This is a genomic window from Streptomyces sp. NPDC057474, from assembly GCF_042802555.1.
In the GTDB taxonomy this organism is placed as follows: domain Bacteria; phylum Actinomycetota; class Actinomycetes; order Streptomycetales; family Streptomycetaceae; genus Streptomyces.
Map to the genome: position 1 here is coordinate 44,191 of NZ_JBHVDX010000018.1, position 24,120 is coordinate 68,310.

Annotated in this window: 22 protein-coding genes and 2 pseudogenes; 13 read left to right on the forward strand and 11 right to left on the reverse strand. The window is 69.0% G+C overall.

The window, feature by feature from the left end:
• Positions 1 to 89 precede the first annotated feature (89 nt).
• The 4 genes from ACFU53_RS07820 to ACFU53_RS07835 all read right to left on the reverse strand — a co-directional run bounded on the left by ACFU53_RS07820 (position 90) and on the right by ACFU53_RS07835 (position 4,497).
• Positions 90 to 1,838: an AAA family ATPase gene (locus ACFU53_RS07820; RefSeq protein ID WP_383987282.1), complete on the reverse strand. Its 1,749-nt coding sequence runs from the start codon at positions 1,836 to 1,838 to the stop codon at positions 90 to 92.
• Positions 1,835 to 2,782, reverse strand: a complete 948-nt coding sequence (locus tag ACFU53_RS07825; RefSeq protein ID WP_383987285.1) for a hypothetical protein — start codon at positions 2,780 to 2,782, stop codon at positions 1,835 to 1,837. Before ACFU53_RS07825 ends, ACFU53_RS07820 begins: the two co-directional genes overlap by 4 nt.
• Entirely contained in the window at positions 2,775 to 3,404 is a 630-nt protein-coding gene (locus ACFU53_RS07830; RefSeq protein WP_383987288.1) for a hypothetical protein, read from the reverse strand. The genes ACFU53_RS07825 and ACFU53_RS07830 overlap by 8 nt, the downstream gene beginning before the upstream one ends.
• Before the next feature lie 859 nt (positions 3,405 to 4,263).
• Positions 4,264 to 4,497, reverse strand: coding sequence for a helix-turn-helix transcriptional regulator (locus ACFU53_RS07835; RefSeq protein WP_383987291.1), 234 nt, complete (start codon positions 4,495 to 4,497; stop codon positions 4,264 to 4,266).
• A 420-nt stretch (positions 4,498 to 4,917) separates the two neighbouring features.
• Between ACFU53_RS07835 and ACFU53_RS07840 the strand changes: the two genes are divergently transcribed.
• Both ACFU53_RS07840 and ACFU53_RS07845 read left to right on the forward strand, forming a co-directional pair.
• Entirely contained in the window at positions 4,918 to 6,192 is a 1,275-nt protein-coding gene (locus tag ACFU53_RS07840; protein WP_383987294.1) for a tyrosine-type recombinase/integrase, read from the forward strand.
• Between the two features lie 499 nt (positions 6,193 to 6,691).
• Positions 6,692 to 7,624, forward strand: coding sequence for an alpha/beta fold hydrolase (locus ACFU53_RS07845; RefSeq protein ID WP_383987297.1), 933 nt, complete (start codon positions 6,692 to 6,694; stop codon positions 7,622 to 7,624).
• 104 nt (positions 7,625 to 7,728) lie between these two features.
• Here ACFU53_RS07845 and ACFU53_RS07850 read toward each other — a convergent pair whose 3' ends face one another.
• On the reverse strand, positions 7,729 to 10,236 hold the full coding sequence (locus ACFU53_RS07850) for an AMP-binding protein (protein ID WP_383987300.1): 2,508 nt from the start codon (positions 10,234 to 10,236) through the stop codon (positions 7,729 to 7,731).
• Between the two features lie 272 nt (positions 10,237 to 10,508).
• Here ACFU53_RS07850 and ACFU53_RS07855 point away from each other — a divergent pair, with 272 nt between their 5' ends.
• From ACFU53_RS07855 to ACFU53_RS07865, 3 genes are read left to right on the forward strand one after another with little or no spacing between them, the layout of a single operon-like run.
• Entirely contained in the window at positions 10,509 to 11,552 is a 1,044-nt protein-coding gene (locus tag ACFU53_RS07855) for an iron ABC transporter substrate-binding protein (RefSeq protein WP_383987303.1), read from the forward strand.
• Between the two features lie 34 nt (positions 11,553 to 11,586).
• On the forward strand, positions 11,587 to 13,188 hold the full coding sequence (locus ACFU53_RS07860) for an ABC transporter permease (RefSeq protein WP_383987305.1): 1,602 nt from the start codon (positions 11,587 to 11,589) through the stop codon (positions 13,186 to 13,188).
• A complete protein-coding gene (locus tag ACFU53_RS07865) occupies positions 13,185 to 14,231 on the forward strand; it encodes an ABC transporter ATP-binding protein (protein WP_383987308.1) in 1,047 nt (348 codons plus the stop codon). Before ACFU53_RS07860 ends, ACFU53_RS07865 begins: the two co-directional genes overlap by 4 nt.
• 1,226 nt (positions 14,232 to 15,457) lie before the next feature.
• On the opposite strand, the gene ACFU53_RS07870 is transcribed toward ACFU53_RS07865, so the two are convergent.
• The 6 genes from ACFU53_RS07870 to ACFU53_RS07895 all read right to left on the reverse strand — a co-directional run bounded on the left by ACFU53_RS07870 (position 15,458) and on the right by ACFU53_RS07895 (position 18,127).
• Positions 15,458 to 15,562: a DUF6131 family protein gene (locus ACFU53_RS07870; RefSeq protein ID WP_383987311.1), complete on the reverse strand. Its 105-nt coding sequence runs from the start codon at positions 15,560 to 15,562 to the stop codon at positions 15,458 to 15,460.
• Positions 15,563 to 15,687: 125 nt separating this feature from the next.
• Complete coding sequence (gene amaP / locus ACFU53_RS07875) at positions 15,688 to 16,281, reverse strand: alkaline shock response membrane anchor protein AmaP (RefSeq protein WP_383987314.1); 594 nt, start codon at positions 16,279 to 16,281, stop codon at positions 15,688 to 15,690.
• A gap of 10 nt (positions 16,282 to 16,291) precedes the next feature.
• On the reverse strand, positions 16,292 to 16,981 hold the full coding sequence (locus ACFU53_RS07880; RefSeq protein ID WP_383987317.1) for a DUF6286 domain-containing protein: 690 nt from the start codon (positions 16,979 to 16,981) through the stop codon (positions 16,292 to 16,294).
• The gene (locus tag ACFU53_RS07885) at positions 16,978 to 17,424 is read right to left on the reverse strand and encodes an Asp23/Gls24 family envelope stress response protein (protein WP_383987320.1); all 447 of its coding nucleotides are present in this window, start codon (positions 17,422 to 17,424) and stop codon (positions 16,978 to 16,980) included. The genes ACFU53_RS07880 and ACFU53_RS07885 overlap by 4 nt, the downstream gene beginning before the upstream one ends.
• Entirely contained in the window at positions 17,421 to 17,648 is a 228-nt protein-coding gene (locus tag ACFU53_RS07890; RefSeq protein ID WP_383987323.1) for a hypothetical protein, read from the reverse strand. Before ACFU53_RS07890 ends, ACFU53_RS07885 begins: the two co-directional genes overlap by 4 nt.
• A gap of 38 nt (positions 17,649 to 17,686) precedes the next feature.
• Positions 17,687 to 18,127 carry an Asp23/Gls24 family envelope stress response protein gene (locus ACFU53_RS07895; RefSeq protein WP_383987326.1) on the reverse strand — a complete coding sequence of 147 codons (441 nt, stop codon included), beginning with the start codon at positions 18,125 to 18,127 and terminating at the stop codon, positions 17,687 to 17,689.
• A gap of 203 nt (positions 18,128 to 18,330) precedes the next feature.
• On the opposite strand from ACFU53_RS07895, the gene ACFU53_RS07900 reads away from it, so the two are divergent.
• From ACFU53_RS07900 to ACFU53_RS07935, 8 genes and pseudogenes are all read left to right on the forward strand, one after another.
• Entirely contained in the window at positions 18,331 to 19,098 is a 768-nt protein-coding gene (locus ACFU53_RS07900; RefSeq protein ID WP_383987329.1) for a hypothetical protein, read from the forward strand.
• A gap of 49 nt (positions 19,099 to 19,147) precedes the next feature.
• Positions 19,148 to 19,317: pseudogene (locus tag ACFU53_RS07905) on the forward strand (restriction endonuclease); the annotation flags it as partial.
• Between the two features lie 636 nt (positions 19,318 to 19,953).
• On the forward strand, positions 19,954 to 20,301 hold the full coding sequence (locus tag ACFU53_RS07910; protein WP_383987332.1) for a hypothetical protein: 348 nt from the start codon (positions 19,954 to 19,956) through the stop codon (positions 20,299 to 20,301).
• A 39-nt stretch (positions 20,302 to 20,340) separates the two neighbouring features.
• A pseudogene (locus ACFU53_RS07915) lies at positions 20,341 to 20,852 on the forward strand (DUF5994 family protein); the annotation flags it as partial.
• 589 nt (positions 20,853 to 21,441) lie between these two features.
• Entirely contained in the window at positions 21,442 to 21,873 is a 432-nt protein-coding gene (locus tag ACFU53_RS07920; protein ID WP_383987334.1) for an STAS domain-containing protein, read from the forward strand.
• Positions 21,870 to 22,541, forward strand: a complete 672-nt coding sequence (locus tag ACFU53_RS07925; RefSeq protein ID WP_383987337.1) for a hypothetical protein — start codon at positions 21,870 to 21,872, stop codon at positions 22,539 to 22,541. Before ACFU53_RS07920 ends, ACFU53_RS07925 begins: the two co-directional genes overlap by 4 nt.
• Positions 22,542 to 22,563: 22 nt before the next feature.
• Positions 22,564 to 23,292 carry an ANTAR domain-containing protein gene (locus ACFU53_RS07930; protein ID WP_383987340.1) on the forward strand — a complete coding sequence of 243 codons (729 nt, stop codon included), beginning with the start codon at positions 22,564 to 22,566 and terminating at the stop codon, positions 23,290 to 23,292.
• A gap of 79 nt (positions 23,293 to 23,371) precedes the next feature.
• Complete coding sequence (locus ACFU53_RS07935) at positions 23,372 to 24,088, forward strand: ANTAR domain-containing protein (RefSeq protein WP_383987343.1); 717 nt, start codon at positions 23,372 to 23,374, stop codon at positions 24,086 to 24,088.
• Positions 24,089 to 24,120 lie beyond the last annotated feature (32 nt).

Here is a 24,120-nt window from a genome sequence, read left to right on the forward strand (position 1 = left end):
GCCTCCAAGGATCGACCCGCCGGATGCGGGCTTTCACCTCCTAGTCGTTAGCGGCAGGCCGTCCGCAACCCCCTTCACGCAAGTATTTTTCAGGCCGAATCTGTGGTGGCGTAGGTCAACTCCACGACGTCCGGTGCGGCGCTGGCCAGACGGCGTGCCAGCCGTTCTTCGTAGGTGGTGATGAGGATTTGCCCTACGGTGCCCTCCTGGACGGCTGACACCAAGGTCTGGGCGACTGCGGCGCGGCGGCGCGGATCAAGGTGCTCGAGCGGTTCGTCGAAACACACGGTCGAGGCACGTGCAACCGAACTCGCCAGCAGCAGTCGCGTCACGAGCAGAGCGGTGGACCGTTCTCCGCCGCTCAGGTCTCCCACCATCAGCGTGGCGTCCCCGTGGGGGATTGTGAGGTTTCCATCGGCGTCGAAATGCAGCCCGTCGGCGCCGAAAACGAGCTTCCAGCGTCGGCCAACCTCGTGCGCGATCGGTTCGATGTAGTCGGTCAAGTAGCGGTCGGCCAGCTGGTGGATGGTCTTCTCGGTGACCTCCATGACCATGTCTTCACGCGCGGCCGCGATGAGGGTCGACTGATCGCGTGCAGCTTCCCGTAGTCTCGCCAGCTCGCTCCTAGCTGCTCCGAGCCGAGCTGCCGCATCACCGTGGCGTTCAGCGAGATCTGAGAGGCGTTGACGTGCTTCGGCTAGCTCGGTGACCGCCTCTGCGCCAGGATCGTCGCCGACCGGTTCCGTCGGGGTGTGTAGCGCATTGAGTGAGTCGCGGAACCCGGTAATCGCGATCAGCCGCTCGCGAGCCCGCGCGGTGTCGCGAGCGCGCCGTTCGATCTCGGCGTGCGCGGCGTGGTCCACACCGCCGTGTGCGGAGACCGCCGCCTCCCGTTCGGCCGGCGTCAGCGGGCGAAGGCAGGTCGGGCACTGATCCGTGGCAGATGCAAGGATCTCAGCAGCCGATGCTGCACACGCTGCTCGAACCTCCGCCGCTGACGTGGCCGCCCGGCTGGACTCGAGCTCGATCGAGGCGGCACGCTCGTTTCTGGCGATCGCAGCCCTCGGATCCTGATCGCCGAGATCGACGGAACCAGCCATGCCTGCGGCGAGTCGCCTTACCTGCTCGTCGAAGGCATGGGCGTTCTTCCGGTAGTCGCTCCAGGCCTGCGCGAGAGTTGCTTCCGGTTCCAGCCGGTGCGCCAAAGCGTGCGCGGCCTGTCGCTGATCCGCGATCCCGGACAGTTCCGCCTCCAACCGTGAGACGGTCTCCGTCACTGATGCGATGGCCTCGTCGGTTCCGCTCAAGTCATCGCGCAGAGTCTTGATCTTCGCCGCAAGCTCAGACCTCCGCGTATTGATCGCTTTGGCGGCCTGCAGCATCGGTGTGATGCCGAAGATGTCGGCGAGGTGATCCTTGATCGGAAAGCCGGTGGCCTCCCCTTTCGCCCCGACGCCGAAGATCAGAGCGTCGAGTAGTCCTGGATCGGCCGCCCAAGCACGGCGCAGGAGTTGCGTGTAGGCCTCTTCGCCGATCGCCGTGCCGTTGGCCCTCGCATCGAAACGAGCGGTGCCGCTGCGCTTGATCGACCTGGTCAGCTGCACCTCGGTGTCCGCCAGCACCAAGTCCAGGCACACTGTCGCCAATTCGTGGCCGACGCGGACCGCCTGGCCGAGCCGGCGAGCCGGGGGCGCACCGAGCAGGCCCCATCGGACGGCCTCAACCAACGACGTCTTGCCGACGCCGTTCGGAGCGACGAAGAACGTGACCGGGCGGCTGAGCTCCAGGTCTAGCGTTTCGTAGGCCCGCCAATGGCTCAGGCGAATGCGTCGGATCACGATGCGGCAGCCTCCGCCATCTCCGTCAGATGATCTACGAAGTCATCTGGCATCAGGCCGCCCGTTTGCACGCTCACTACGAGGGCGGCGAGTTCCGCCGCATCGACGTTGCCGAGTGCAAGCTGGCCTTCCTTCTTGTACTCGAGCCGAGGCTTCGCACGAAGAGCCTGCGCGATCTGTGCCCCACTCACCTCCCTCGCCACGGCGTCGAGAGCTGCTGTATCCGGAAGCACGTCGAAATCTGCGACCCGGTCCCAGCGCGGCAGGCGCTGCTCGAAGAACCGTTCCAAGGTGAGTCCCAGAGGCTCTGGCAACATCGAGCTGTGAGGGTCGAGCCAGCCCAGCACCGGACTGATGGAACGCGTCACGTCGGCAGGCGAGAGAACGACAGCCCGCTCGGCGTCACTGGAAGTGACACAAATCGCCGAGATATCGGCGTACAGGTTAAAAAACCGCCCGAGTCCCTCCGGTGCGCTCGACCACGTGTCGGTGTCACCCACGAGGACAGCTACCGCTTCCGCCAACACAGCGCACTGCGCAAACGCCCGCATACCCTCCGGTACCTCCGGCGACCATGCGGGATGGAACTCCATGGAGATACGGCCTCGAAACCGAAAGGCCACCTCCTCAAGCGAGGCCTTGAGTGGTTCGTCCACTTCTCCGCCCGAGGCCCGCAGAGCCGACTGGGCGGCCATAGGCAACGGAGCGGACAACGTATCCGCCACCAGACCCAATCGCCGAGCGACGGGGTCCTGCTCGAGAGGTGGGAGTTCCGGGTCTCGATCGGCCAACGCCTTCACAATCTCGAACTGCCCCGTGATCGCCTCTCGACGGCTCGGCGGCAGATCCGACAGATCCGGCTGAGGGCCGAGGCCGCGCAGGAACAGTAGGTACTCCTCGATAAGCGCGTCGTTCAGGTTATCCAGTTCCTCATTGTCAGTCACTGTGCCACCTCCCGTCCCGTGGTTCCTCTGCTTCGCTGCGCTCAGATTCGACGCAACGTCTGATCGCTTCGATGGCACGCTTTCGCTGCCGACTCGCTGCTTGGTGCGTTTTGCCCTTGCGGAACGCCCAGTCGGACAAGAGCTCCTCTCCCATGATCGTCGCTACGACGAGATCGCGTTGCTCATCGGTCAGAAACCCGAAGCATCCCTCGGCGAGGGCGACTACTCGTTCGTCTTCCTCTGCGGCTCGCACATCGTCGTCACGGAACTCCACCGCCGCCGTAGCTACCCGGTCAGCAAGGAACCTCTTGATCCCTTCGCGCTCGCGCACGACTCCCCTACCGATGTCCTGCCCTCGTCGGAGAGCGATCACCTTCGCGAGCCCGATGACCGACGACACATCAGCGGGATCTTTATCACGCAACTGCTCGAACGCCTCGCAGACGGCATCCTCAACGTCGTGGTGATCTGGAATGGAAGAGGTGATCGAGCGAATCCCACGCCGGGCGGCCTGGTACATGGCTCCGCGGACCGCCGCATAGAGCTCACGCGCGTCGAGCCGCCCCTGCCGCCATCGCAGAAGCAGTCTTTCGGCTTCGGTGTCCGTCCCAGGCTCGTCCATCACTCGTACGTCGCTCGGAAGGCGGCGATCGCAACCCCCTCCTGGAAGATTTTTTGGCCGCGCATCATGCCCGCACGCGGTAACCACTCTGCCCCAGTGTGTTCCCACGCGAACCAGAAGTCGCGCAGCTAGACCGCAGCGGGTAGACGCGAGATGGCGAGAAGAGTCTCGTCGCAGCGGGCGCCGTCCGGTTCGTGACTGTTCGTTGGGCGGTTGGGGTGGGAACGAGGACAGACACGGGCTTCCAAGATCATGGCGGTTTCTGCGCCCCATGAACTGCCTGGAAGACCATGCCGGCCGACGCTGCATCCCCGATTCCGTCCGCCCTTGACCAGATGGTGTCCCGCCGAGTCCCGCACGTTCTGGTCGAAGTGGCCGCCGACACGTACACCGCCCGATGGATCCGAACCAACTGGGCGAGTTCATCGAAACGGTGGCCAGACAGTTGGACGAACTTCGCGCGATACACCCCCGGCTCACCGCAGTCCGCGCCGATTGGGCCGCGCGGACCGACACGACGGCCAACGCTGAGACAGCGTAATCTCACCGCCTCAAGAATGCCCCCGAGATCCCTACGGCCCCAGCGTCACGCTCCGACGGCTGTCGCAAATGCCCAGCCCAGAGGTCCTGCCCGCTCCTCCGCTCCAGGGACTTTTCAGGGACTTTCAGCGCTGTCCGAGGGACTTCCGAGGGACTTTTTGCCGCCTAACCCGGCAAGCCCCTGAAAGATCAGAAAGGGCCTCCGTCGCAGATCAGAGGCCCTTTCCAAGGCAAAACCGCAGGTGGCGGCAGACGAGTCGGGCTGTACGCCGGGTACTGTCGCCATCCCGGCACAAAGGCGCAGGCGTCCACCGCCAATTCAGACTGCGCGATCCACCGCCTGAGCTTCCAGCCATGTCTCCACCTCCGGCCAGCGGTAGCGCAAATAGCGGCTGACCTTGTGGGCTCGCGGACCCTGGCGTCGGTGATTCCATACGTAGACCGTGTTCAGCGGCACGCCGAGGAAGTCGGCCAGTTCCTCAGCGCTCATCAGCGGGCGGCGGTCCCTCGCGTCACTGGCGGCTTCTGCCGCACGGGCAGTCGTTTGACGCATGAGTACTCCAGAAAGGCTCAGAAACGGGCAGGGGAAAACCACGCGAGCGGTTGCCCGCTGTGGTGGTGCACCGAACAGTGACATGAGATTCCAGCCGCACCAAATAAAAGGCATTGCGGCGAAATTACTGAGGCTCTGCAGAACTCTCGAAAGACGCCAGCGAACCCTCGGCGAGGACTCGTCGAACCCTCGCCGACACCTCAGCGAGGATTCGGCTAGGGCGAGTTCCTTCCCCACCACTCTGGATGCCCATGTCGCAATGCCACGGACAATATGTTTGACATTTCCAGATCCCTGGATCAACATTCCATTCACTCAAGCCACGACGAACCGTCCCACGATTTCACCGTCGATGACGACCTTCACCCAAGAGAACCCCACCAAGAGCGTCAAGGCCGCCTGACATTAGGAGTTAAGTCCATGCCGTACGACCGTTGGCACAAGTCACGCCCGAAAGCGGGAGAGGCGGTCTGCAAGGAACACGGCAAGGTTCCGACGATGGATCACGGGGTCGGGAGGCGATGGCAGGCCCGTTGGCGTAACCAGGAAGGCATACAGCAGACGGAACTGTTCCGCACCGAGGCCGAAGCCCGCAGGCACGAGACCAAGATGCGGTCGGGAGTGGACGACGGGTCATACATCAACCCTCGCGCCGGAGAGGTCAGGGTCGGTGAACTCGCCCTCATGTGGCTCAAGGGACACGAGCACAAGAATCCGCGCACGTACCGACGCCACAGGGAGCGGATTCAACTGCACATCATCCCTACCGCAGTTGGGAAGATGCGCGTAAAGGACGTGAACGCGTCGTCTTTGCTGGACTGGCTGCACGACCGTCGTCGGCTGCTTGAAAGTTCCACGCTGCGCCTGGTCTTCGACAATCTTCGAGCTGTCTTTGACTTGGCCGTGGACGACAGCCTGATACCTAAGAACCCATGCCTCGCCAAATCGGTGCAGGACGCCAAGCCGAAGCGAGGAGACGGCGGCCGGGCAGAGCTGACCCTGACGTGGGCGGACACCGAGAAGATCCGCGCCGAACTTCCCGACCGCTACAAGGCACTCGTCGACTGCGGTCGCGGCCTGGGCCTTCGTCAAGGAGAAATATTCGGCCTGTCACCAGAAGACATCGACTGGGCACACCCTGACGGCCCGATGGTGCACGTGCAACGGCAGGTGGTCCACGACGGCTCGCTCCTGGCATACGCCCTCCCCAAGGGCGGAGACGCCGAGAACCCGAAGGACCGGTGGGTCGAACTGACCGACGACGTGGCCATCCCCCTGCGCGAGCACATGGAGAAGTACCCGCCTGTCGAGGTGACCCGACCGTGGGGCAGCAAAGACGGCGCCCCGGTCACGGTGCGGCTGATCTTCTACACCCGAGAGAAGACCGCCATTCAGTCGAATTGGTTCAACTCCTACCGCTGGAAGCCTGCCCTGGCGGCGGCCGGCCTCATCAAGCCCCTTGACCCCAACGCGAAGGGCCGGCGCTGGGAGAAGTCCCGCGACATGATGATGCACGCCCTCCGACACCTGTACGCCTCGATGATGATCAACGGTGGGGTGGACGTGTACACACTCGCGGATCGGCTCGGGCACGCCGATCCTGCGTTTACTCTACGTAAGTACGTACACCGGATCGTCGGAGCCGGTTCCAAGATCCGCATCGCGGTCCGAAGCGCCTACACGAGGGCCGCGTAACTCCTGCGTTGTTCGGCTTGTGCAGCGTCCGTGCAAGATGATCTTGGGACGCTTCGTTTGCGCAGGTCAGATACTTCGTATAGGAGTTCCGGGACATCTGAGCGGCGAATGCCGCCGCACCCTGCCTGACCGGCACTGATGCGAGTCCGATGGTGGTGCGGCGGCACCTCTGGGCTTCTCTGGGACTTTGGGCCAGGAGCGAGTTGCCCGGCTGCCCTGCGGCAACGCCCGAGGGGGTATCAGATCTGCGAGATTCGGGCGGCATCCACCAACCACACGGGAGGACCACGGCGCGGCCGCCACCAGCGAATACGCGCGGCAGCGCTGGGCGTTCGGCATGTCCTCATCCGGGGCCGCTCCCAGCCCACCTCAGCGAGAACACCGATCAGGCGGCGGCCTCCGCGTCGCGCGGCCACTCCCCCAGCGCCTCCGTCGCGCCTGCCGCACCGGCACAGCACGTCAGCGCTTCGGCGCTCCTGGCAAAGTCGAGGACTGCCCCATGACTGATACCTCCACCGCCCAGGCTCCCGCTCCGGAGCCCTCGGCTGCGCCGGACCGACGTCACGGGCGGCACTCCCCGGGCGTACGTCCGGTCACCGTCGAGGCGAACGGCATCACACTGTCCGGCCTGCTGAGTGAGCCCTCGCATGGCTCTCCACGTGCGCTCATCGTCGCCCTGCACGGCGGTGGCATGAACGCGGGATACTTCGATGGCCAGGCACACCCGGACGTCTCCCTGCTGTCTTTGGGGGCACGCCTGGGCTACACGGTGCTGGCCCTGGACCGTCCGGGCTACGGGGCCTCGGCGGTCCGCCTGCCCCGGGGGCAGAGACTGACGGCCCAAGCCGCCACCGTGCGCGCCGCTGTCGCGGCGTTCACCGCACGCCACACGCCGGGGACCGGGACGATTGTGCTGGCGCACTCCTTCGGAGCCAAGGTCGCCCTGGCGGCCGCCGCCGGCTGGGACACGACCGACCTGTTGGGGGCGGATGTCTCGGGGTGCGGAGGCAGGCCGGCAGTCAGCCCCGGCCTGGTCGACGGTGAAGGCGGTATGAGTCGGCGGAGGCTGAACTGGGGTCCGCTGCATCTGTATCCGCCGGACACATTCCGACTGGCCCGGACAGTGGTGGCGCCCATGCCCGCGCTCGAGGCCGGCGCAGTGGTCGGCTGGGCGCGGCTGTCAGCGGCGATCCTGCCCCGCATCCACGTCCCCGTCCGGCTTACTTTCGCCCAGCACGAAGCCTGGTGGTGCCACGACGACGACGATCTCGCCGATCTGACCGCACGCCTGTCCTCAGCTCCACGGGTCGTCATCGACCGCCTGCCCCACGCCGGCCACAACATCAGCCTCGGCTGGGCCGCACGCGCCTACCACCTCAAAGCCCTCGCATTCGCCGAGGAATGCCTGGGCTCCAGCCCACGACAACGCTGACCTGCATTGCCCCGGAAATGAGCGTCCGACGGACGTCGAGGCTGTGTGCTCCTCGTCACGGTCAGGGGCAGCCGCACGGCACACCGCGCACAACTGCGTGCCCGTCAGAACAGTCTGCGCGTCAGACGTGTGGCCACTGCCCCGTACGCCACGCCGAACGCCACGGAGACCAACAGGGCCAGTAGCGGGGGGTGGTCCCTCAGGTAGGGGTAGACCTGGAAGTGCGTCAGGTAGATGTACAGCGAGCTGCCCGCCAGGATGGCCGCGAGTCGGTTGAGTGGGTCGAGGCTGGGCAGGGCCGGGATCCACAGCAGCAGGATCAGGCCGCCCACGACGACGGAGGTCCGCAGGGTTTGCCCGTCGGGGAACAGCCCCTGCACGGTGACCAGCACAACGGCGGTCAGCAGCAGCCGCTGCGCCGCCGTACGGGACTGCGCCGCCGCCCAGCCCAGTGCGAACAGGAAGAACACCACCGAGGGGCTCAGGTGGTAGCGGACGTGCGCCAGGCCCCAGGGATCGTAGCGCCCGACCATCCCCAGACCCACCAGCGCCAGGGCGAAGCCGAACGAGCTGCGCCGCTCCACACGGTCGAGCAACGGGATCGCCAGCAGCGCCGCCAGCCCGGTCAGGAAGTAGACCAGCGCCTCGACGAACCAGTAGCGCCACTCCGGATCGGAGTTGTCCTGTGCGAAAAGGCTGTTGGCCAGCACGATGTTGGCCAGGTCGTATTCGCGGGTCAGCAGCAGCGCGAAGGTGATCCACACGATGCTCGGCACGGCGACGCGCACGATGCTGCGCCCCAGCCTCCGCAGGCGGTCCCGGCGCCCGTGTGCGGTGAGGTGGAAGCGGGCGAAGTTGAAGCCGGCGACAGCCAGCAGCACATGGGCGCCCCCCTGGACGTTGAACACGGGGATGTGCGAGCCCACGATCAGGACGATGCCGATCGCACGCAGGGCGATGCCGGTGTCCAGGGTGCGCCGCAGCCCACGTCTCGGACCCGTGCTCCCAGCCGTGCGCCGGGCGGCATGGGGGCCGCGCAGGTCCCGGATCGGTGTGGTGTGCCAGTCGGCGGGCAGCACGCCCAGCGCCTGTTCCAGCCGCAGCGACATCTCGACGTAGGAGAGCGAGTCGCCGCCCAGACTCACGAAACTGCTGTCCTCGGTGACGTCGGCACGGTCGAGGATCTCTGCGTAGAGAGCACGGAGGTCGGCAATGGCGGAGCCCTGGCGGCACGGCGGCGCCTCCGGCTCACGCGCCAGCCGTCGTACGGCCTCGTAGTCGGGCTTGCCCGAGGCCAGCCGCGGGAGCTCGGGCATGATCCGCGCGCGTATCGCGCGGGGCGGCAGGCCGCAACTGTCCGCCACCAGGCGCCGGACGCATGCCGCGTCGACACCCTTGGCAGGGATCGCGACCAGGGCCAGCACGTCGGCGTCCCCGGCGCAGAAGGCGCGTATCCCGTGCTCCTCCAGGATGGCCTCGACGCGCTGCACGTCGATCCGCAGCCCCAGGATCTTGGTGAACCGACTGCGGCGCCCCACGATCTCGTACAGCCCGTCGGGGGCGCGCCGGGCGATGTCTCCGGTGTGCAGCTCCTCGACGGTCCGCCCCAAGGCGAGGTCCGCCGGGCTCTCGGCGTACCCGAGCATGACGTTGGGGCCCGAGTAGACCAGTTCGCCGGTGTCCGGCTCGTCGATGCCGTCCACCGGTCCGAGCCGGAAGGAGCCGCCGGGGATGGGTACTCCGATGGCCTGCGGGCGCTCGGCCGCGAGGGCCGGGGGCAGGTACGCCATGCGGGCCGTCGCCTCGGTCTGCCCGTACATCACGAAGAGCTCCCAGCCCGCGCGGCGGCCCGACTCGGCGTAGTGGGCGACCCGTTCGGGCGCCAGGCGTCCCCCGGCCTGGGTGACGTAGCGCAGGTGGGGCAGTCGCATCCGCTCGAAGCCGACCCGGTCGAGCAGGTCGAAGGTGTACGGCACCCCGGCGAGTGAGGTGCCGCGGGCGGCGCGGAACTCCTCCCAGAATTCGGTGTCGGCCACGGATCGCTCGGTGAGGAGCAGCCCGGCGCCCCGCAGCAGTTGGCTGTGGATGACGGACAGGCCGTAGCAGTAGTGCATGGGCAGGGTCGTGGCCGCGCGGTCGGTGTCGCGGATGCCCAGGTACGTGGCGATGGACTCGGCGTTGGCCTGGAGGTTCTCGGCGGAGAGCCGGACCAGTTTGGGGGAGCCGGTCGATCCGGAGGTGCTGAGCAGCAGCGCCAGATCCGGGTGGAAGGTGTGGACGCTCTCGGGCCGCCGTTCGTCGAGCGCCCACGTGCCGTGGTCGTCCGGCCGCGCGACCACATCCGGGTCGTACGCGGCGGTCAGGGCGTCGATCGTGCCGGCGCTGTCACCGGGGACGAGCAGGACGGGGTGGCCGGCGGAGAGGGCCGCGAGGTGGACGACCAGGGCGTCGACGCGGTTCGCCCCGGCCAACAGGACCATGCGGCGTGCGGGGCCCAGACGCTCGGCAGTGGCGGCGACCCGTTCGGCGAGCGCCCGATAGCTGACCCCGCCCGATGGCGTGATCAGTGCGGTCCGGTCGCCGTACGACGCGAGTTTGCGTGCGAACGGCACACCACGCCGCCGTACGGGCGGTCGCAGGAGGGGAGCTGGGGTGGTGCGTGGCGGAAGGGTGAGCGGGGCCGAGAGAGGTCCGAAAGGGTCTATCACGGGCGCGCGACCTTTCTGCGGCAGCGTCCGCAATTAGCACAGCTCCCTTGACGGTTAGGCAAGCTTTACCTTATTCATAGCATGTTCACAGTTGGCTTGAAAGCTTCGCTCAGCAAGCTCGCTGACCGACGGCGCGACCTGCGGCGTATCGGCGAGCCACGCAGGAAGGCACACACATGCGACGCCCCCTGGCCGGCCGGATCACCGCGCTCCTCGCGGCCGGCCTGCTTCTCCCCGCCCTCGCCGCGTGCGGCTCCGACGACAAGGGCGGCTCGGCGGAGGGTGGTGACTCCGCCCTCGTCATCTACTCCGGGCGCAACGAGAAGCTGGTCAAGCCGATCCTCGACAAGCTGGAGAAGGCCGTCGGCAGCGAGGTCGAGGTGCGCTACGGCGACAGCGCCGAACTGGCCGCGCAGATACTGGAGGAAGGCGACCGCACCAAGGCGGGGCTGTTCTTCTCGCAGGACGCGGGCGCGCTCGGTGCCCTGTCCAGGGAGGGCATGCTGGCGAAACTGCCGCAGTCCAGCCTCGACGAGGTGGACCCGTCCTACCGCGGCGGCGCCGGCGACTGGGTGGGACTGTCGGGGCGCGTGCGCGTCATCGCGTACAACCCGGACAAGGTCGCCGAGGAGGAGGTCCCGGACAGTGTCCACGACGTGGTGAAGCCGGAGTGGAAGGGCAAGGTCGGCTTCGCCCCCACCAACGCCTCCTTCCAGGCGTTCGTCACCGGCATGCGTGTCCTGGAGGGCGACGACGCCACGCGCGAGTGGCTCGAGGGCCTGAAGGCCAACGGCAGGACGTACGCCCACAACCTCGCCACCCTCGACGGCATCGAGGCCGGCGAGGTCGAACTCGGCCTGGTCAACCACTACTACTGGTACGAGCGGGTCGCCGAGAAGGGCGAGGACAAGGTCAACGCCAAGCTGCACTTCCTGCCCGGCAAGGACCCCGGCGCGCTGATCAACGTGGCGGGCGTCGGAATCCTCAAGGACAGCGGCCGGACCGAGACCGCCCAGAAGGCCGTCGACTACCTCCTGTCCAAGGAGGCACAGACCTACTTCGCCGACACGACGAAGGAGTACCCGCTGGCCGCGGGCGTCACCAGCACCGTCGAGGGCCTGCCGCCGTTCGACTCCCTCGACTCCCCCGAGATCGACCTCGGCAAACTGGAGTCGCTCCAGGAGACGCTGGCCATGCTCCAGGACGTGGGGCTGGTCTGAGGACTGTGAGTCCGACGGAATCCGTGAGCGCAACGTGACCACAGCTCAGTCCGCGGCCCGCCCGGCCGGAGCACCCGCTACGCCCGGGCGCCGACGTATCCGTTCGATCAGTAGGGCCGGCGCCGGCCCGGGGCGCAGGCTCCCGTTGGTCCTGCTCGTCCCCGCCTGCGTCGCCGCCCTGTTCGCCCTGCTGCCACTCGGCTACCTCGCCGTCCGCGCCCTCGAACGCGGGCCGGGCTACGCGTGGGACGTTGTCGCCGACGAACGCACCCTCCAACTCCTGGGCCGCAGCCTCGGTCTGACGGCGGTCGTCGTGGCGGCCTGCCTGGTCCTGGGCGTCTCCCTGGCCTGGCTGACCGCGCGCACCACCCTCCCAGCGGCCCGTACCTGGTCGGTGTTGGCCACCCTGCCTCTCGCCGTGCCCAGCTATGTCGCCGCCTTCGCCTGGCTGGCCGCCGTGCCCGGAACCTCGGGGTTCGCCGGGGCCGCGCTCGCGCTGACCCTGGTGAGCTTTCCGTACGTCCACCTGCCCGTCGCCGCGGCGCTGCGCGGCATCGACCCGGCCCAGGAGGAGGCCGCCCGCTCCCTCGGCCACGGGCCCCTGCGCACCTTCCTCCGGGTCACCCTCCCCCAACTCCGCCCGGCCGCCGCAGGCGGAGCGCTGCTCGTCGCGCTGTACGTGCTCTCCGACTTCGGCGCCGTGTCGCTCATGCGGTACGACACCTTCACCCGGGCCATCCACACCTCCTACCGCGCCTCCTTCGACCGCACCCCGGCCGCCGCGCTCAGCGTCGTGCTGGTGGTGATGACGGTCGCGCTGGTCGCCGCCGAGGCCCGTACCCGGGGCCGCGCCGGCCACGCGCGGACCGGAGGCGGCACCGCACGCCCGGCCGCCCCGGTGCCGCTGGGGCACTGGCGGATCCCCGCCCTCGCCTGGTGCACGGCCGTGGCAGCCGCCTCCGTCGTCTTCCCGCTCGGCGCCCTCGGCTACTGGCTGGCCGTCGGCACCTCCGCGACCTGGGACCTCGGCGGCCTGGCCCAGGCCGCCTCGGCCACCCTCGGCGTCGCCGCCGCCGGAGCCGCCCTCACCACCCTGCTCGCGCTGCCCGTCGGAGTGATCGCCGCACGCCACCGGGGCCGCGGCGCCCGGCTGCTGGAGCAGGCCGCCTACGCGGGGCACGCGCTGCCCGGCATCACGGTCGCGCTCTCCCTGGTCTTCTTCGCCGTCCGCTACGCCTACCCCCTCTACCAGCAACTCCCGCTGCTGGTCTGCGCGTACGCCGTCCTCTTCCTGCCGGTGGCGGTGGCCGCCACCCGTGCCGCCGTCCTGCAGGCGCCACCCGTACTGGAGGACGTCGCCCGCTCCCTCGGCCGGTCGCCCCTACAGGTCCTGCGCGAGGTGACCCTGCCGCTGGCCGCGCCAGGGGTGGCGGCCGGGGCCGCCCTCACCTTCGTGGTCTGTATGAAGGAACTGCCCGCCACGCTGCTGCTGCGCCCCACCGGCATGGACACCCTCGCCACCCGGCTGTGGACCGAAACCGGAGCCGGGTCCTTCGCGGCCGCCGCGCCCTACGCCGCCGCCCTCATCCTGCTCGCCGCCGTCCCCTCCTACCTCCTGGGCAGGCACCGCACATGAACGACCTCCACATCGAGCGACTCACCAAGTCCTACGGCACCCGAGCGCCAGTCCTCCAAGGGCTGGACCTCTCGGTGCCGGGCGGCTCGCTGGCCGCCGTGCTCGGGCCCTCCGGCTGCGGCAAGACCACCCTGCTGCGCATCGTCGCGGGCTTCCTGCATGCCGACGCGGGCACGGTCACCGTCGGCGGGCGCACCCTGACCGGCCCCGGTGTCCATCTGCCGCCGGAGCGGCGCCGCATCGGCATCGTGCCGCAGGAGGGTGCGCTCTTCCCGCATCTGAGCGTGGCGCGCAATGTGGCCTTCGGCCTGACCGGACTCGACCGCGGCGAGCGGCGTCGCCGTACGGAGGAGATGCTCGACCTGGTCGGGCTCGCCGGGTACGGCGACCGGATGCCGCACGAGCTGTCCGGGGGACAGCAACAGCGCATCGCCCTGGCCAGGGCGCTCGCCCCACGCCCCGCACTCGTCCTCCTCGACGAGCCGTTCAACGCCCTCGACAGCGCCCTGCGCACCGGGGTCCGGGCGGACGTGCGGGCCGCCCTGCGGGCGACCGGGGCCACGGCACTGCTGGTCACCCACGACCAGCAGGAGGCGCTCTCCACCGCCGACCTCGTGGCCGTCGTACGACAGGGCCGGATCGCCCAGTGCGACACCCCGCAGGATCTTTACCGGCGCCCCGCGGATCCATGGGTGGCCGGTTTCGTGGGCGACGCCGTACTCCTCCAGGGGACCGTTGGCGACGGTGGCTCCACGGCCACGACAGCCGTGGGCACTGTGGCGTTGGCCTCCCCACCGAAGGAACGGCACGCCGGCACAGTCGTACTGCGCCCCGAACAGCTGCGCCTGACCGACGCGGACACGGCAGGGGCGGTACGGGGCACGGTGACCGACGTGTGCTTCTACGGCCACGACGCCAAGGTGAGTGTCGCTGTGCAGGGCCTCGACGGCACGGTGGACGTCCGTGTCGCGGGCCCGCTGTCGGTCGGACCCGGCCAGGAAACCGGCATCCGCGTGACCGGCGAGGCCACACTCCACCCTTAGGGAGTACCGCCCGACGCGAGAACCCCGTCCCGGAACCAGCGGTCCGACTTGCAGGCACATCGCGTACCGGGTCGATCGCCGTCCACACATTCGAACCGCCCAAGTGCTCTGCCGGATCGTGCAGCGCCCAGTCGCCGCAGATCGACGCCGAGACAGGCCCGAAAGTCATCCAGCTCGTCGTCGTCCGCGAACGCCGGTGTGCGGTTTTCGTGAGCCGGCCCGTCCGGGTGAGCAGCCGCGCCGAGTCGGCTTGTTCCACCAACGTCGCCCCGAGCGAGGCGTGACGGTCGGCGAGCAGGCGGCGGACGAGGCCCTGGTCGTCCGTACGTGGGTGAACCACGGTCTCGGTGATCGCGAGGACGTGACCGGACGTCGTGAGCTGTTCGACGCTCTGCGGAAGGGGCCGAAACAACCTCCCGGCCCCGGTACCCCTCGCCGGGCCCTGCCGGTGAGGACTCCACGTACAGACCGGGCAGGTCCTCCTTGAGGGTCTCGGCCTGCCAGCGGTTCAGCCGGCGCAGGCGTAACACGTCCACAACGGCCGGTGTGCTTCCGTCACCGAGCGGCGGCTGCTCCCGTCCGGGCGGGGCCGTCACGGCGCGGAACGAGTGAAGCAGGAATCCCCGCACGGTCGTCCAGGAGCGGCCGTGGTGGAAGGCTGCGATGTGTTCACCGTGACACGAGAACCGCGAAACACCGGATGCCCGAGATGTGCACCAGGCATAGCATGAAAGCGGGTCGGCACACTCTCACGTGCGACCGGCCCGGAAGGGCGACCCCGGTGTGTATACGCCGGGGTCGTTGGAGCACGGCGGACGCGGCCGCCCGGAGCACGGCGTGATCCGTTCCGCCGATGTCCGGAGTGGCGCGACCACGAGCGGTCATGGCCACCGTCGGCCCCTTCGATCTGGACCGGTAGCCCGAACCTGGCCCGCTCACCGACCGGCCTTCCCATGTCCCCGTCGACCCAGCCCCTTGTGGTGAACGGCATTTGGGGGCGACATGCTGCCCATGGCGTAGTCGGCTCGTTGGACCGATCGGCGATGAAAGTAGTACGCCGACGGACGTCAGATAGAGCCTGCCGTCGACGGCCGCGCCGATGGCGACCCTGGGAAGGAACTGTGCGGATCTGCGTGGTCTCTCGGCTACGGCGGGACACGCGGTGTCTGAGCTCGATGTCGCCTCGGCCGAGGAGTGGTACGTGACGGCCCCGGCGCACAAGGTCGCTACCAGTAGTGGCGGCGTCCGCCGACGACGTGCCCCACCGACCCCAGGGTTCTCAGGATGATGCCGACGACAACCAAGGCCGGTGTCTTCGAGCACGCCGACAACGAAGCGAGTGCGCCAGGCAGCGTGCAGTTCGTTTGATCCTCTGCATGCCAAGACGTTCGGGGTACCAGGAATCCGGGACGCTCCTCGCAGCCGGTACCCCCGTGGGGCGTCGGACCGGGAGATCTCAGGCGGTGCGTTGGGCGCGGTGGCGGGCTTCCCGGAGTCGGACCTTCGACGGGAGGCGGTCCAGGCCGGCCGAGTCTCGTGCGTGTGCAAGCGTTTCCCGGCTCAGTTGCCCCAGAGTCCGCGCTGGATCGGCGTGAGGCTCCAGCAGCAGCCGTACGCGTGCGGTGGGAGCGCTACGTCGGCCCGTCAGCCGGACATGAGCCCGTGAGACCCCGGCCAGGGCTTGCGCCTCTTCCTCGATGACGTCCTCCAGCGTGCGGCCGTTGAGTCGGGCCGCCGCGCCGTCTTCGCTGTCGACGAGGACCTGGCCCAGGCGGTGTCTGCGTTGCGCGAGGAGCCACCACAGCAGCAGGGCCAGCAGCACGGCGAGCACTGCGATGGCGGTGGGCCACCACCAGCCTTCTTCCCGCCACCGGGTGCGTCCCTCGGTGCCCAGCACCACATCGGCCGGCCCACGGAAGGGCCACCAGCCTGGTACGTCGAAATCCCAGTGGCGTTGCAGATCCAGCCCGCCCAGCAGTACGCCGCCGCCCAGGGCGAACAGTCCGAGGCCGAGAAGCCCCAGCAGTACCCGGTTCACCGTCTTGAACATCAGGATCGCCTCAGCCCTTCTTCGGGCGCCGGACGCGCACGGTCAGCGTGGGTCGCCGGGCGAGACCCAAGAACCTCACGGCTTCGCCCAGCGTGGCGTCCAGGTCCGCGCGGACCTCCTCGAGATCACGGAAATGTGCCCGTGCCCGGACTTTGACCTTCCGGCGGCCGACAGCGACCCGTGCCGACTGGACACCGGGTACCTGCATGGCCCGGTCGCGCAGAACCAGGGCGGCCGCGCGGCGGTCGAGCCCGGCGCGGACCTCCTCTGTCCCGGGGGCACCGGTGGGCTGCCGCATGGGCAGCAGCCTGCGCAGTCCCGGCGTCACCGCCAGCAGGAAGAGCCACAGGCCGAGGGCCATCGCCCCGGCGGCCCCGACGATCATCCAGGTGTCGTCCAGTGGCCGTGTGGCCAGTTCCTCGGCGAGCCGCCGCCGCCAGCGCATCGCGCTTCGGCCTGCGCGCACCGAGACCACGTCGTACAGGAGCAGTCCCGTGGCCGCGGCGGACAGCAGGGCCACCAGGGCCGCGGGAATCCGCCGCGCCGACCAGAAACGGCGCGCCGGCCGGCCTGATTCATCCCTCGCCGCCGTCGCATCCGCGTCCGTGCCCGGGGTGCCCTCGGCAGACGGAGCCGCCGGTCCGGAATCGGCGGGAGGGGCGCTGTCGCCGGTCGGCTGCCGCCAGGTGTTCGCGCTCATCTCACCCTCTCCTGGTCCGTGCGCCGCGCGTGCACCGAGTGCAGCCTCTCGACCGACACCACCAGGTCGGACACCTCCATGCCGGCCCATGTCCTGAGCCGTTCGGTGACCTCTTGGCGCACCGCGGCGCACTGCGCCCCGATGTCGGACGGATAGCCGAGCTCGACGGTGATGCGCACCCGCGCCTCGCCGAGCACCGCCTGCCGTACGGCGGCGGATTCGGCGTCTCGTCCTGCGGTGTTCCGCTCCGGTGCCCGCCGCACGGATGTGTTCACGTGTGGCGTCCGGCGGCCGGGTGGTACGTGGCCGGTCGACTCGGTGAACCGGCTCAGCGCCTCGCGCGCCACCCGGGAAGCGATCTTCGCAACCACCCGGTCGGCGACGGTGATCGCGCCGCGCTCCCCGCGGGGGATGCCCGGACGCCGATCTGCTTCACCGGTCACTGCCGCCAGTCTCCCCGAGCCCGTCGCCGGTCATCGCTGATCCGCTCCTGTCGGTCCCGGCGGCGGACGAAGTCGCCCGGTTCGAGATCACCTTCCATGAACCGCCCGACCACGAGACCGACGACGCCCAGCCCCAGCACCAGCACGAAAGCCCAGAAGTCACCGAAATACGCGGCGAAACCCAGCGCCATTCCGGCCATCAAGCCCACCACGGCCCTGCTCATCACGCGCTCCTTCACTCAAGCGAGCTGCTCCGCCCCGGCTACTGGATCCGCTGCCGCTCTTCCCCCTCGTCCTCCTCGTCGTCCGGCAGCTTCACGTCGCTGACCATGAGGTTGACTTCCACGACTTCCCGACCCGCCATCCGATCCACCGCGGAGATCACGTTCTCCCGCACCGCACCGGCCACGTCCGTGATCGAGACGCCGTAGTCGACGACGATCTCCAGATCGATGGCCGCCTGCCGCTCTCCGACCTCGACACTGACCCCGCGCGTGACGGATTTGCCGCTGTCGGAGCCAGGCATCCGCTCCCGCATGGATCCCATCGAGCGCGCGAATCCGCTGCCCAGGGCATAGACGCCGAGCACGTCCCGTGCCGCCATTCCGGCGATCTTCTCCACCACCACATCGGCGATGGCCGTCCGGCCGCGAGAACCGGGCGCACCGCCCTGCCTTTGCCCTACGCCGGTGTTCTCAGTCATCGGGATATTCCTCCCTCATGAGGCCCACACAGCACTCATCGTTAGGATTATATTCGCTTTAGTACCTTTTGACCGCGCTGCGGATCGTGAGGTGGAGTGGTCGTCGGACGCCTGAGCAGCCCTGCCCCGCAGCCCTCGCGGGCACTCCGGCGCGCGCGGCAGGAAGAGAACCGCGGCCACGGAGGAAAGAGGGTGAGAGGACGGTGAAAACCGAGGCGTGGACGCAGGCAGTACGGCACCAGCTCGACCTGGGCCGACTGCTCCCGCTCGGCGGGCCCGACGACGGGACATGGATCACCGAGCAGGCGGCCGTCCGGGCCCTCGGGCGGGCTGCCGCTGAGATTCCCGGTGCCTGGCTGGACTCTCTGCGCATCGGGCCGGCACCGTTCGAGCCCGTGTCCGAGCCGGCCGTCCGTCCGCCGGCCAGTGCGCTACCGCCTGGCCCGCTCAGGATCGAAGCCGCCTTCACAGCATCCCTCGGGCAGCCGCTGCCTGAGACCGCCGACCAGTTGAGGAGCGCACTGCTCAACGCGGCCGCCGAACGGCTCGGCCTGGCCACCGTGACAGCTGACCTGCGGGTAACGGATCTCCGTGAGGGCCCGGAGGCAGGCGTGAAGTCGCGGACCACAACGAGGGCCATGAGGCCGGCGCCGGAAGCCGCAGCCGCGCGTAGCTCGCCCCCGGTGACCGGAACAGGATCCATGCAGGGGCCCGTCGGGGAACTCGCGGACGTCGCGACGGGTGTTCCGGGCGTCGCCCGCCTCACCGTCGGGCTGGGAAGCCGCCTGGTCAAGATGGAGGACCAAGACGATCCACCCGGCATACACATCGAGGTCCAACTCGCGGTCGCCCCCGGACACCATCCCTTGGAGGTCGCCCGCGCCGTCCGGGACGCCATAGCCGACGCAGCCACCACTGGCACCGCGGGCCCGGTCACCGCCGCCGTCCTCATCACAGAAACCGCGGCCTAGCCGGCCAGGCGTCAACGGCCGCTGGTGCCCGAGACGGCGGTGTCCTCGCGCCGTGGAGGCAGAGCTTCAACGGCTGCTGACCGAGTACCCGGCCCTTCCCACAAGACGACGCCCGCCTACCCGTTCCACCACTTGGTCAGCGACGGCGTACGGGAAGTGCGTACCGACCGAGGGCCCGGCAGTCCCGGAACCGGACTCCGAGAGCTTCGGGAAACGGGTGGCGCCGACGGCTGCACCCGAACCGAGATCAGCAGCCGCTTCCATTGGACCAGTGCGCCGGCCAGAAGAAAGGACGACGATCACCGCCGTCACGGCGCATGCAGCCACTGCCCGCCGTCGCACGCTGGCAATGGGCCGTCCGGTGGAAGGGACTCCTCGGCCCAGGCGGGTGGGGCGGCCGGGATCACGGTTTGTCCCAGTCGCGAGGAAGGGCGGTTCAGGCACCGGCACACGAAGAGCCTCGTGTCCACAACCGTGCTCGCGCACACTCCGAAACAAGGCGGGCTGGATCACGTGGCCAACCGCGTTGACACGGGGCCGTCGCGGGACATTGACTGGCGGCACGGCGTGGGACCATTGCACTCCGGAACACACGGCGAAAGCGCTCCGCCTTCCCGGCTCGACCAGACCCCACAAGGACCCGCCTACCGGACACCAGCGAGGTCGGCCAGCCGTTGCACAGACGACCAGGAACAAGGCGCGGACGCTGAAGGGGAGGATCACCGAAGACCTCGACCGGGTCCCCCGCATCAAGTAACCGCGGCGCCGGGGCAGGATCGGCCAGGGCTCCAAAAGCCTGAAACAGGCCGTCGAGAAGACCAAGGACGCCTTCGGGCGGGACGGAAGCGGCACCCGATGATGTACGACCAGACTCGTGCCCAACAGCCCGCGGGCCAGACCCCGGGCCCCGCCGAACGCCGCACCCCGGGCCCGGAGCCGCTGCTCCCGTCGGCCGAAAGGGAGAAGGTCCTCTTGCGCCTCCGGCGCGCCCTCAACACCTTCGCCGAGACTCCGCGCGAGGCGTTGGAAGAGGCCGAGAGCGCCTACGACGAAGCCACCGCCCAGCTGGTGAGCGCCCTCGCAGAGCGGCGGCGTGTCCTGCGCGCCGGGTGGCAGGACCGGGACCCCGAAACACAGTCCGACGAACTCCGGCAGGCGCTGAGGCAGTACCGGGAGATCACCCAACGGCTGCTCCACCTCTAGGCCGCCGCAGGCCGCGTCGCAGGCCTGGCGCAGAGTAGTGTGGACAGTACCGAGGGCATTCCGCACACCGGCTTCCACGCCGGGTCGTTCTCGGCGAGAGATGAAATCCGGGCCGCCGCAGGCGGCCCGGAGACGGATCCGCATCATGTCGGCGACCTTGCTCCCCACCCTGCCGCACCACGCGCCCGTCGCAGCCCCGGCCGCGCGTCTCGCATTGAAGACCGACGGCACGTCCCGCGGACTCCTGGACGGTGCCTGGTGGCCTGCCCCGCTCCCGAGATCTGCTGGGCGAACTGCCCGCGCTGACCGACGTGTTGGGCCCCTTGTGGGGCCGCATCACCCGCATCGCCGTCAACCCGACGTACTGGCCGGTCATCCCACGAAAGGTTCCCGTGGACGGCCACCTCGTCAAGGTCGGCTGGTTCACCCCGGAAATCGACCCGCACAAGCTGTTGCTGCTCTCCCACGGCACCGGCCGCTGGGACCTACTGGTCATCCCGCCCGACACCGGGGCGGAGTCTGCGGCCCGGCTCAAGGCAGCCGCGTCCGAAGGGAGTCGATGAGGACGATGCCCAATGCCAAGGAGGGAGGACGCTCGTGCTCGGGGCAGTGGGGCCTGTGGCCGCCGTGCTCCCCGTGCTCCCCGTGGCCACCGTCAGGTCCCGTAGGACCCTGCGGCCCTTCAGGGCCTTGAGGACCGGTGTCTCCCTTGGGGCCCTCAGGCTCGGTGGGTCCGGCAGGTCCGCCGGGGGCGGCAGGCCCGGTCGGTCCGACTTCTCTGGACACAGCCCGGTGCTCGGACATGCACGTGCCACTTCGTTTCTGCACCGTCCGCATCCTGGGATCGGCTGCTTCGGACCGTCCGTCACATGACGAGGGGACTACACTGTGCGTGGACGCCCCAGCCCCCGGCGGCATGCTGTTGCTGAAGACAGATGGCTGCGGGGTGCGGACTTTTCGTCTGTCACCCGGCGCATCCCTGGAGGGAACTGGGTGGTTCCTCTGCCCTGCTGCGCAGGCTGCTGGACCGGCCGTCGCTCTGCCTCCGCCGAACATCGCCCCTGCCGGGAGCGCGCCCAGGGAGCCGGGACTCCGGCATCTGCGCGCCCACTGCCGGATGGCCTTCCGAACCGAGGCGTCATGCCCCTGCCACAGCTCACCGTCTACCGCCATGACCGAAGGACACGGGCGCTGGTCACCCTGGCCGGTGAGATCGACCTCGAATCCGCGCCGTTGGTGCGCGTGTCCCTGGATCGGTGCCTGCGAGACGGTATCCGCACCATCGACGTCGACCTCACCGCCGTCGCCTTCTGCGACTGCAGCGGACTCAACGCATTCCTCCACGCCGCGCGGCAGACCACCATGGCCGGCGGGACCCTGCGACTGCACCACCCGCCGACGATGCTGGCTCGGATCCTCGACCTCACCGGCTGCGGGTTCCTGGTCCTCGGCCTTCCGTTCGGCCACCTGCCACCTCCTCTCGGACTCGGCGACACCCCGGCCGTGCCCCGTCCAGCCCCGCCGCACCGGTCTGTCCCGCTTGCGCCTGTTCTCTCGGGCGATGCGCGATGACGGCCGAAGCCGGGCGGGAACAGTCACGGAAGCCGGGGGACGGCGAGCCCTCCGCCATGGCTCCGGTGCGGTTGCGCCGGCTGAACCGTTGGCTGGTGGAGGGTCTGCGTGAGGATCTGGTGGATCTGTACGGGGAGTCCCGCGCGACGGCGCCGGGTGATCCGTACCGCCGTCCCAGCCGCCAGAACTTCTCGGACCGTCTCACCGCGGAGATGCGCCGACCAGGATTCGCCCTGGTGGTCGCCGAGACGGACAGCCTGATGGGGTGCGCCTTCGGATTCCCGGTACGCGGCGACGGCTCCTGGTGGCTCGGCTTCGAAGGAACAGTGCCGCGCGGCGTCGGGCAACTCACCGTGTCCGGCGGCGTCTTCGCGTCCGCCGGCATCATGATCCGGCCGCACCCGCAGGACCGGGGGCTCGCCCGTCGACTGCAGGAGCGGCTGCTGACCGACCACCAGGCATCGCTCGGCGTCACCTTGGTGGACCAGGCCGATCGCCCGACTCTCGCCGCGCTCCGCTCCTGGGGGTGGCTGGACATCGGCGAGCTTCGCAGGCCGACGAGCCTCACCACGTTCCACGCGCTGGTATATCCCCTCGGGGAACGCGCCACGGCGCGGATGGAGGGCCTTGCCACGGTGCCTGGAGGCGGCGGCCCGAGTGGGACCTGACAGACGATCAGCCCGCATACGGATGCTGGTGGCCGAGCACGCGGTTCGACGAGGCGCCCGGGTCGGTGTCGTGGATGTGTGCACCGCGGCCGTGGCCGCATTGCCGGTCGGCGGGGCCGGGCTGTCGGCGATGTCACGGACCGCGGCCAGCCATCCTTTGTGCAGCACCGACGACATCAGCGAGCAACTGGAAGAACTCCAGCTCACGCTGGGCGAGGGGCCCTGTGTGGACGCCTTTGTACGCGGCTCGGCCGTCCTGACACCCGATCTGCTCACCGGTGAACGTCAGGATCACTGGACCGTGTTCACCGATGCGGCCCTGGATGCAGGAGCCCGCGCAGTGTTCTCGCTCCCCTTGCAGAAGGGCGCGATCAGCCCGGGAGTTCTGGACCTGTACGCCGGCATTCCAACCGTATTGAACACGGAGGAACTGGCCGACGCACTGGCGTTCGCCGATCTCGCGACGCTCCTCCTGCTCGATACGAGGATCGACGAGACGGGCGCACCCACCGACGGGCCGATGCCGGACCGCGGCTTCGAGGACCTGGGCGCGCACCGAGCGGAGATCGACCAGGCCAGCGGGATGCTCACGGTCCAGCTCGGCGTCGGCATCGACGAAGCCTTCGTCCGGCTCCGCGCCTACGCCTATGCGCGGGGACGCCGGCTCGCCGACGTGGCCGCGGACGTGGTGGCCCGTCGGCTTCGTTTCTCCCCGGACACGGAGCCGGAGCAGTCCGATGAGGAAAGCTGACGTATCGGTGTCGGCCGAGGAACGTGCCGTCCTTCCCGCCCCTTCAGGCCGGAACCAGTCTCAATCGAGGGTGCCCACCATGGATCAACAGCTTCTGGCCAAGACCTTCGTCGAGCTGGCCGACAACCTCGTCGCCGACTTCGACCTCATCGATTTCCTGCGCCTGCTGACCGACCGCTGCGTCGGCATTCTCGACGCGAGCGCCGCCGGGGTGCTGCTCGCCGACCGGGACGGCAAACTCCGCGTCATGGCCGCCTCCGACGAACAGGTGCGCCTGCTGGAGCTCTTCCAGCTTCAGAACGACGAAGGCCCCTGCCTCGAGTGCTTCCGCACCAACACACCGGTGATCATCCACGACCTGACCCGGGAGATCGACCGCTGGCCGCGCTTCGTCACGGCGGCCCACCGCAGCGGCTTCGGGGCGGTCCAGGCCCTGCCCATGCGCCTGCGGGACGAGACCGTGGGCGCCCTGAACCTTTTCCGCGCTGCCCCCGGCCCCTTCGACCCGACCGCCGCACTCGTCGCCCAGGCGCTGGCGGACGTCGCCACCATCAGCCTGCTGCAACAACGCACCGCGCAGCGCAGCACGTTGCTCAACGAGCAACTGCAGACAGCGCTGAACAGCCGGGTGCTGATCGAACAGGCCAAGGGGAAGCTCGCCGAACGCCAGGGCATTGACATGGAGCAGTCGTTCAACGCGCTGCGCGGCTACGCCCGCGCCCACAACCGGCGCCTGGCCGATGTGGCCCGCGCCCTCATCGACAGCTCCGAACCCCTCGCCGGTCTGGAGTCCTGACCCACGCCCACGGGCAGCGCGGGCCTCTCCGG

Coding starts and splice junctions, on each gene's coding strand:
- ACFU53_RS07935 (WP_383987343.1), top strand. CDS start 23,372: ATGGATCAACAGCTTCTGGCCAAGACCTTCGTCGAGCTGGCCGACAAC.
- ACFU53_RS07830 (WP_383987288.1), bottom strand. CDS start 3,404: ATGGACGAGCCTGGGACGGACACCGAAGCCGAAAGACTGCTTCTGCGA.
- ACFU53_RS07920 (WP_383987334.1), top strand. CDS start 21,442: ATGCCCCTGCCACAGCTCACCGTCTACCGCCATGACCGAAGGACACGG.
- ACFU53_RS07880 (WP_383987317.1), bottom strand. CDS start 16,981: ATGAGCGCGAACACCTGGCGGCAGCCGACCGGCGACAGCGCCCCTCCC.
- ACFU53_RS07835 (WP_383987291.1), bottom strand. CDS start 4,497: ATGCGTCAAACGACTGCCCGTGCGGCAGAAGCCGCCAGTGACGCGAGG.
- ACFU53_RS07895 (WP_383987326.1), bottom strand. CDS start 18,127: ATGACTGAGAACACCGGCGTAGGGCAAAGGCAGGGCGGTGCGCCCGGT.
- ACFU53_RS07910 (WP_383987332.1), top strand. CDS start 19,954: ATGATGTACGACCAGACTCGTGCCCAACAGCCCGCGGGCCAGACCCCG.
- ACFU53_RS07890 (WP_383987323.1), bottom strand. CDS start 17,648: ATGAGCAGGGCCGTGGTGGGCTTGATGGCCGGAATGGCGCTGGGTTTC.
- amaP (WP_383987314.1), bottom strand. CDS start 16,281: ATGTTCAAGACGGTGAACCGGGTACTGCTGGGGCTTCTCGGCCTCGGA.
- ACFU53_RS07855 (WP_383987303.1), top strand. CDS start 10,509: ATGCGACGCCCCCTGGCCGGCCGGATCACCGCGCTCCTCGCGGCCGGC.
- ACFU53_RS07925 (WP_383987337.1), top strand. CDS start 21,870: ATGACGGCCGAAGCCGGGCGGGAACAGTCACGGAAGCCGGGGGACGGC.
- ACFU53_RS07865 (WP_383987308.1), top strand. CDS start 13,185: ATGAACGACCTCCACATCGAGCGACTCACCAAGTCCTACGGCACCCGA.
- ACFU53_RS07930 (WP_383987340.1), top strand. CDS start 22,564: ATGCTGGTGGCCGAGCACGCGGTTCGACGAGGCGCCCGGGTCGGTGTC.
- ACFU53_RS07845 (WP_383987297.1), top strand. CDS start 6,692: ATGACTGATACCTCCACCGCCCAGGCTCCCGCTCCGGAGCCCTCGGCT.
- ACFU53_RS07840 (WP_383987294.1), top strand. CDS start 4,918: ATGCCGTACGACCGTTGGCACAAGTCACGCCCGAAAGCGGGAGAGGCG.